Annotated in this window: 8 protein-coding genes and 1 pseudogene; 2 read left to right on the forward strand and 7 right to left on the reverse strand. The window is 41.2% G+C overall.

What is annotated here, in order from left to right; translation table 11 throughout:
* From H5T41_10420 to H5T41_10430, 3 genes are all read right to left on the reverse strand, one after another.
* The coding region (locus H5T41_10420) for a hypothetical protein (protein ID MBC7109175.1) at window positions 1-455 on the reverse strand (455 nt) is incomplete at its 3' end.
* A 74-nt stretch (window positions 456-529) separates the two neighbouring features.
* The gene (locus tag H5T41_10425) at window positions 530-964 is read right to left on the reverse strand and encodes a hypothetical protein (GenBank protein ID MBC7109176.1); all 435 of its coding nucleotides are present in this window, start codon (window positions 962-964) and stop codon (window positions 530-532) included.
* A 391-nt stretch (window positions 965-1355) separates the two neighbouring features.
* Window positions 1356-2141: a hypothetical protein gene (locus tag H5T41_10430; GenBank protein MBC7109177.1), complete on the reverse strand. Its 786-nt coding sequence runs from the start codon at window positions 2139-2141 to the stop codon at window positions 1356-1358.
* Window positions 2142-2259: 118 nt separating this feature from the next.
* Here H5T41_10430 and H5T41_10435 point away from each other — a divergent pair, with 118 nt between their 5' ends.
* Both H5T41_10435 and H5T41_10440 read left to right on the forward strand, forming a co-directional pair.
* The gene (locus H5T41_10435; protein ID MBC7109178.1) at window positions 2260-2532 is read left to right on the forward strand and encodes a hypothetical protein; all 273 of its coding nucleotides are present in this window, start codon (window positions 2260-2262) and stop codon (window positions 2530-2532) included.
* Between the two features lie 789 nt (window positions 2533-3321).
* On the forward strand, window positions 3322-5349 hold the full coding sequence (locus H5T41_10440; protein ID MBC7109179.1) for a minichromosome maintenance protein MCM: 2028 nt from the start codon (window positions 3322-3324) through the stop codon (window positions 5347-5349).
* Window positions 5350-5443: 94 nt separating this feature from the next.
* Here H5T41_10440 and H5T41_10445 read toward each other — a convergent pair whose 3' ends face one another.
* The 4 genes and pseudogenes from H5T41_10445 to H5T41_10460 form a co-directional block, all read right to left on the reverse strand.
* Window positions 5444-6103, reverse strand: a complete 660-nt coding sequence (locus tag H5T41_10445) for a recombinase family protein (protein MBC7109180.1) — start codon at window positions 6101-6103, stop codon at window positions 5444-5446.
* Window positions 6104-6235: 132 nt separating this feature from the next.
* Window positions 6236-6462: pseudogene (locus H5T41_10450) on the reverse strand (type II toxin-antitoxin system HicA family toxin).
* Window positions 6459-6689, reverse strand: coding sequence for a type II toxin-antitoxin system HicB family antitoxin (locus H5T41_10455; GenBank protein ID MBC7109181.1), 231 nt, complete (start codon window positions 6687-6689; stop codon window positions 6459-6461). Before H5T41_10455 ends, H5T41_10450 begins: the two are co-directional and overlap by 4 nt.
* Before the next feature lie 303 nt (window positions 6690-6992).
* On the reverse strand, window positions 6993-7199 hold a 207-nt coding region (locus H5T41_10460; protein MBC7109182.1), incomplete at its 5' end, for a hypothetical protein.

Consider the following 7199-nt stretch of genomic DNA (forward strand, 5'->3'; position numbering starts at 1 on the left):
ATCCCGCCAGAAAGAATTATTCTGCCCTTTCTGCATACAATTTCAATTTCAGTGTCTTTCTTCTCAACCCGCTCAACCTCATAACCAAGCTCTTTGAGAATTTTGATTGGGAAGCTTTTAATGACTTCGACAAGTTCTGCATCTCTCTTCAGCCCGATGACTATCTTCACTTCCGAAACGTCCTCAAAAACTTCGACCAAGTGCTTTTTTCCAAGTTCTAGCACGTAAATCTGTCTTACTTCTGCTCCTTGCTTTAGCAAGAGTTTGATTGGCCTTTCAGCGAGTTTTTGCAGCTCTTGCTTGAATGCAAGGCCAAGTAGGTTTCTCAAATTCAAGGCTTCTCTTTCGAAGAGTTGGGCATAGTTCACGGCTTTTTTCAGTGCGTTTGTGTTGTTTGCGAACAATAGCACTCCATCCTTCTCGAAAAACTCTCTTAAAACTCCTTCCAGGCACATCACCTCCGACCCACTAGTGCATTATGGCGTAGCGTGCAGGCGAATATTTAATCTTACGAATTAAATAAAAAAGTTCAATTCCACTCCAGGTCCTCTCGAATGGGAATGAAGATAATGGCCTCTTGCTCTTCAGTTTTTAAGCTAATTATGGCTCCGTTGGATTTTAAACACTTTTCAAATAGCTTTTTGAGTTCTTTTTGACTGAATTTTCTTGCTTCATTTCCCCCGATATTAATACTCTCATGATTCGTTTTGTCTTTTAGTTTTTGGACTTCTTCGGGGTTCCCATAATATTCACAAATTTGAACAGTCTTATCTCGTTTAATCCCATTGGTAATTTGATTGATAACATGAAATGTGCGATCCACGATAAACTCTGCTTTTTCGTCTCTCACGATAAGATGGGGGCTTTTCAGGTAGGGATTCATAAGAAAGACCTTCAATAAGTCGTTAATGACTTCTTTTCCCATTAACTCTGAAGGGATTTTCTTTTCTTTGATTAATTTCATGATTTTAACTACGCTTGCATGCTTGATTAACCTTTTCGTTTGGTTCTGACCTCGAGAGAGTAACTCAGGCTTCTCGAACAGGTTAAATTGTGGAGATAAATTAAGGGCAAACTTGGAGTTACACTAACTTGTTATTGCCAAACCTCTCTCCTTTTAAAACCCTTTTTTGGACTTTTTTCAAACATTAAAGCCATTTTGATTATTTGTCAGCTAATTTCTCATATAATAAGCTGTTTCTATTCAAAACAGGCCCTCTCATGCAAAAAATTCCTTGAGATTTTATGCCCTTATTGAAGCTATCAAGGGAAAAACACTCTCTCCGTTTACATTAACTTAATATCAATAGGGATTTATCCGGAAAAATATTTGGGAGAAAAACTAAAATAAAAATTCAGCAATCGCTCTTTCTCATCAGCTTCACTAAATCATTCACTATTTTTTCATATCTCTTGACTTTTTCGTTTTCCCATTCATCCCTGAAGTCGTCTCTCATAATGTAAATTCCGTCCAATACTTCTTCTGCCATTGCTCTAAATCTGCTTTTCCCGTTAGGCGATCGTCTTTTTGGGTTTATATCAAAGTATTTATCATTATCAGGAGTGACTAGGTAGACTTTAATGTGCTTAGTTGCATTTGATTTTAATAACAAGCTTTTCCAATAGTTTAGGGCGTATATTTTTCCGTCCTTTAGGGTAGTTTTGCACCAGATTATCGCCAATACTTTTGCATCCACGGGGTTTAAAGGATCAATAGCTGCAATGACAATGTGTGGATTGGGGACTTTTGAATAATTTTCTAACTTAACAGTAAGTTTTCGAATAAGATTTTTGTTCTTTTTAACCTCCTTTTTTGAAAACACGGTGAGATTCTTGATCTCTGGGTCGTCTTTGTATTTTTTCTTTAACTCCCTCACATAGACCTTGAGAGACTCGTACACTAATTTTTGAAACCTATGTCCGATAAATCTGCCCCAAGACTCCGTGGCACCTTTATTTTGAGCTTTAGCAGTCGTGTAGTATTCATGTTTGAGATTTTTCATTTGTGTATATGCTTCTACAGGAGTTATTTCTCCATTATTGAACTTTCTCTCGATTTCATTAAACTTCTTTTTGAGTTCTTTCATATCACGGGCACTGCTCTTAAGGGATTTCTTTAATAACATGCTTATCCCCGCCATCACACCACCTCCTTTAATGTGGTGTTAGCAGAAGGGGAGAATAAATTTAGCTCTTTTCGCTTACCTGGAAAAACTAGGTTTATACTCTGTCACGTAAAAGACCTAAAGGGTGATGGCAATGAGGTATTACCTGACCTACACCTACAACCTAATAAACCAGAGAATCACCACAAGGGTTTATTCCGACCAGCACCTAGGAAAGATTGTGCGGAAGCTCGTGAAAGCAGGACCGCTGAAATTTTTTGTCATAAATCGTGTAGTGCAGGCTTTAATTGACAAAAGACGTTGTGAGGAAGCGTATCTTCTTCTAATGAGCATTCCGGAAGTGTTCATTGATAAAGCAACGAAAAAGATCGTCATTGCAATTCCTTTGTTGCCAAATCCTTGTTGAAGTTTTCCTTTTTCTTTTATTTTTTCAGCTAATTTTAATATCCCTCGTGCCTTTTTTCAAATCATGAGCGCGTACAATCCTCTTAATAGTAAAAGAGTGGCACGTCGACTTATTGGTGAGCTTGAGATAGATGACTTAATGAAAGTTTATGAGGTCATGAAAGAGAAAATCAAAAAAAGTGGGAAACTTGAAGTTGATGGCTTGAATATTTTGGAAAAGGGGTTAATTGAGAGTGTTTTCGGAGAACTTCCAAGCGAGATTACAAACTCACATTTGGGGATGATTGAGAAGTTCCTACAAGAATTGCGGAGAGGAAAAGAACCCTTCTCTGAACCAAAAAATTCAGCAGGTTCAGATGACTCCAATTACGGTTCAGGAAAAGATCAGGAGTTCAGCTTTAGGATGAACCAACAGAACTTGCGAGATGAAAAACTAAACCATTTTGAACAGAGTTTGGGTTTTGAGGAGTTTGTCAGGTTGATCAAGAAGATTGACCCCAAAATCTACCCCTCCAACGTCTTGCCATTGTATGTGTTGTACACCAAGGGAAAATTAAACAGAAAAGAACTGACTGAAGAGTGCAAGAGGTTAGCTCGTGAGCAAGGGTTGTCAGAATCATCCGCTAAGCGGGCAGTATCAGAGATCCTAAGAAATCGACTTTTCGTCAATATTTATGTTATTGACGGAGAGGAATTCTTTGAGCTTTCGTCTTCCCTAAAGAACGACATCAGGTTTTATCTTAGTAAGGAGAAGGAGACTGAAGGGGATATTTCTGATGCGATAGAAGACATGACTAAAGAGTTTTTAGACTTTTTCAGGAGATACACCACTGATAAAGGAGAGCGTGTTTACATCGAGAAGCTTGCGGATATTCTAACTGTTAGGTTTACGAAAAGTCTTGAGGTTGACTACGCACATCTGGCTGCTTTCAGTCCTAAGATTGCCACGAGTTTACTTCATAATCCTGACGAAACAATCTTTGCAGCGGAGAGAGCAGTTCAAGTTATTCTTCAAGAGGATTTTTTCAGAAAAGATAGCCTCCCTATCCATGTCCGCTTTTACAACCTTCCGAGGACGCTAACGGTCAGGGAAGTGGGATCATGGCATATCTCCAAGTTCATACAAATTGAGGGAATTGTCTCGAGACAGCTTGAACACAAGCCTTTCGTTTCAAGAGCAGTCTACGTCTGCAAGGATTGTGGACAAGAGATGGTAAGACTTCAAAAACCTTATGCAGCTCTGGTAAAGCCTGACAAGTGTGAAGCTTGTGGGAGCAGGAACATTGAGCTTGACGTCGACAAGAGTACGTTCACTGACGTCCAGTATTTTAGAGTTCAAGACTTGCCTGATGCCATGGTCGGGGCTAGTGCGAGGTTCATTGATGCTATTGTTCTGGACGATCTTGTCGATGCTTTTCTTCCAGGTGACAGGGTTAAGGTCACGGGGATTCTTAGGGTGATTCTCGAGCACAAGAGCGGTCCTCCAATTTTTAAAAAAATTCTTGAAGTAAATCACGTCGATGTTGTCACAAAGAGAATAGTGGATGTAGAAATCTCGAAATCTGAAGAGGAAGAAATAAAAAAGCTTGCTAGGAGAGAGGATATCGTTGATCTGATTGTTCGTTCAATTGCCCCGAGCATTCATGGCTACTACGAAATTAAAAAGGGAATCGCATTGGCCCTCTTTAGTGGGGGCGATTGGATAGCTCCCGATGGGACAGTGACTAGGGGGCACTCCCATGTTCTCATCATCGGAGACCCAGGAACTGCAAAGTCCACGATCTCTCGATTTCTCAGACAAATAATACCGAGGGGAATCTGGACTACTGCTAAGACGAGTTCAGCAGCCGGTCTTACTGCAAGTGCCGTGAAAGATGAGGTCACTGGTTCGTGGGTGATCGAAGCGGGGGCTCTCGTCCTATCAAATGGCGGCATCTGTGTGATTGACGAGTTCGACAAGATGGATGATAAGGATCGGGTAGCAATTCATGAAGCTCTCGAGCATGGGACGATAAGTGTTAGCAAGGCTGGCATGAACGTGACCCTACCAGCGAAAGCTACGGTCATTGCTATTGGAAACCCAAAGGGAGGTCGCTTCAATCCTATGAAAAAGTTTCATGAACAAATTGATTTTCCGCCAACGTTATTGAGTAGGTTTGATCTGATTTTTGTTCTGGTGGACGAACCAGACGTGGTGAGAGATGACGCCATTGCTAACCATGTTTTAAGATATAAGCTTACTGGTAAAAAGGCGAGTGAAATAGAGTTTATCCCCCCAGATTTGCTCAGGAAGTACCTAGCATACGCTAGACAAAATTATGAGCCTGAATTGTCCGACGGGGCTGCAGAACTTCTTAAAAATTATTATGTGAGAGTTAGGAATCAGGTATTCATAAGTGATGATGGAACTAGGCCGATTCCAATTACGGCTAGACAACTTGAAGGATTAGTTAGGCTCGCAAAGGCGAGGGCTAGGATGAGACTCAGTGATGTGATAACTAGAGAGGATGTTGAAGACGTGATTAAGCTTATGGAGTGGTCTTTAAGAAAAATAGCTTTGGATGAGGCTGGAAATCTGGATGTTTCGATAATTGAGGTTGGGAAATCAGTAGAAGAGATGACGAAAGAAGAGAAGCTTCTGAGTATTATCAAGAGGCTTCAGGACATGACGGAGTGGGGTGTTCCAAAGGATGAGTTAATAAGAGAGGCTTTTCGAGTTGGTATTGTTAGGGGAGAAGTCGAGGAAATTCTTAAGGATTTAAAAATAAATGGGAGAATTTATGAGCCGAGGGATGATTATTACAAGTTGTTTGCTTGAGGAAGTTGGTTTCTCACACTCGGTGTTCTATTCTCAAAGAGAAACCTAATAACTCCTTTCTCTGTGTTTATCCAACTAATCCGCCTTTTTACCCCTAGCCTGAAATGTCAAGCTCGTGCCCTCGCTCTCTCGTAACGAGTGTACTCTTGTTAAGTTCCTTCTTTTTTAGTCTTTTAATCCTCTTCCTAAGCCAATCGTAGCTTATATCAATGCCATCGGCTTTCATAATCTTCCACAGGCTTTTTATGGGCAGGTCTGGGTACTTTTTGAGGTAGCGCTTGAGTGTTACATCGCTCAGTTTTGGAGGTCTTCCCTTCTGCTTTCCGGACTCCCAGGCTGCTAACTGCCTCTCTCTCAGCCTTTTCCTCTCAAACTCGGCCACCCAGCTCAAGATGGACAAGATGAGCTTCCTGATGTTGTCGTCCATAGTTTGAAGGAATCCTTCCTTGATAGAGATGACCTTGATCCCTTGTTCTTCCAGCTCTTTGATGGTGTTTACTGTGTCCTCCATGTTCCTCCCGAGCCTGTCAATGGCAAATACAATAACCGCGTCCACAGGATTATTTTTGATGAAGCCGAGAAGGGCTTGGGCTCCCTCACGTTCTTTGAAGCGTTTGGCACCGCTTACTCCTTTGTCCACAAACCAGCCAAGAATTTGAATGTCTCTTGCTTCGGCAAACTCTTCGAGGGCTTGTCTTTGGATGTTCTCATCTTGTTCTCGGGTCGAGACCCTAATATATGCCACTGCCTTCATGCCATCACCAGCGGAAGTTTTGTTCTTGAGTTACTTCTTTTGTTAGCGGAAGTATATAATATTTATGTCCGATATCGGTAGAAAGTCGACTTACCACCGACGCTTGCAAAAATCTCATACAAAAATAGGTTCTTAGGGATCCTCAAGAAGCTCGATAAAAATCTTTATTGAAACTCCAACCTCTCGAATGATGGCCCTGAGAAGACCAGTCTTTAGCCTCTTGTGCAATGGGACAACAATGATTTTCCACTAGGTCCCGTGAGCACAACATGAGAACCCTTTTGCCTTGCAGGTACATAGCCCAACTTTCGGAGAGTCTTGATAACTTCCTCACCAGAAACGTCTCTCGGAAGCTTCATAATGATACCTCGACGATTTGGCTTTTGTCTGAGTGCTTGACGAACTTCTTCAAGGTCTTGCCTAGTTGCTTCTCCTCGAGCACTTCGAGATAAAGCTTAATAGCTTCCTTTATGTTTTTTAGAGCTTCTTCTCTGGTCTCACCCTGACTCATGCACCCTAGAAGTGCGGGGACATATGCCACATATCCCCCTTCTGGTTGCGGCTCGAGGATGACCTTGAACTTCATTTTCCCACCAATTATGTTTTGCACAAGTGGGGGTAAATATCTTTCCCCATCCTTTCGCTTATGTGTTATTGTGCACTTTACATTATCCTTGGATTCTGAACTTTTGCCTTACCTTGGGCTTATCTAAATCTAAGCTTTGCTTAGATATACATACCAAACATATCAAAGAAAAGCGATAGGTACTATCTCCAAGCTAAGCTTAGATAATGGAAAGGTGAGTTGAGAAATAAAGGATTTTCAACTCAAAGAGCCACTCTCAAACACTTGAGAAGATAATCAAGTAAAAATCAAAAGGAATTACGATTACTCCCTCATCATGTCCTCTATTTCCTTAAGCCGTTTTCCAGGCTCGAGCTCCCTTCCCGCGGAGGAAACTATAAGCTCCTCTGCAGCCTCAATGGTCTCAACGTCAAAATTACCCGTCAATATGCTTTCACTAGTTAAGTCTAGCATTGTGTTTAAAGCTTCATCAATGTTTTCTACCTTGCCCATGGCCTTCTCAAACTCCAC

It is taken from the genome of Methanomassiliicoccales archaeon, assembly GCA_014361295.1.
In the GTDB taxonomy this organism is placed as follows: domain Archaea; phylum Thermoplasmatota; class Thermoplasmata; order Methanomassiliicoccales; family JACIVX01; genus JACIVX01.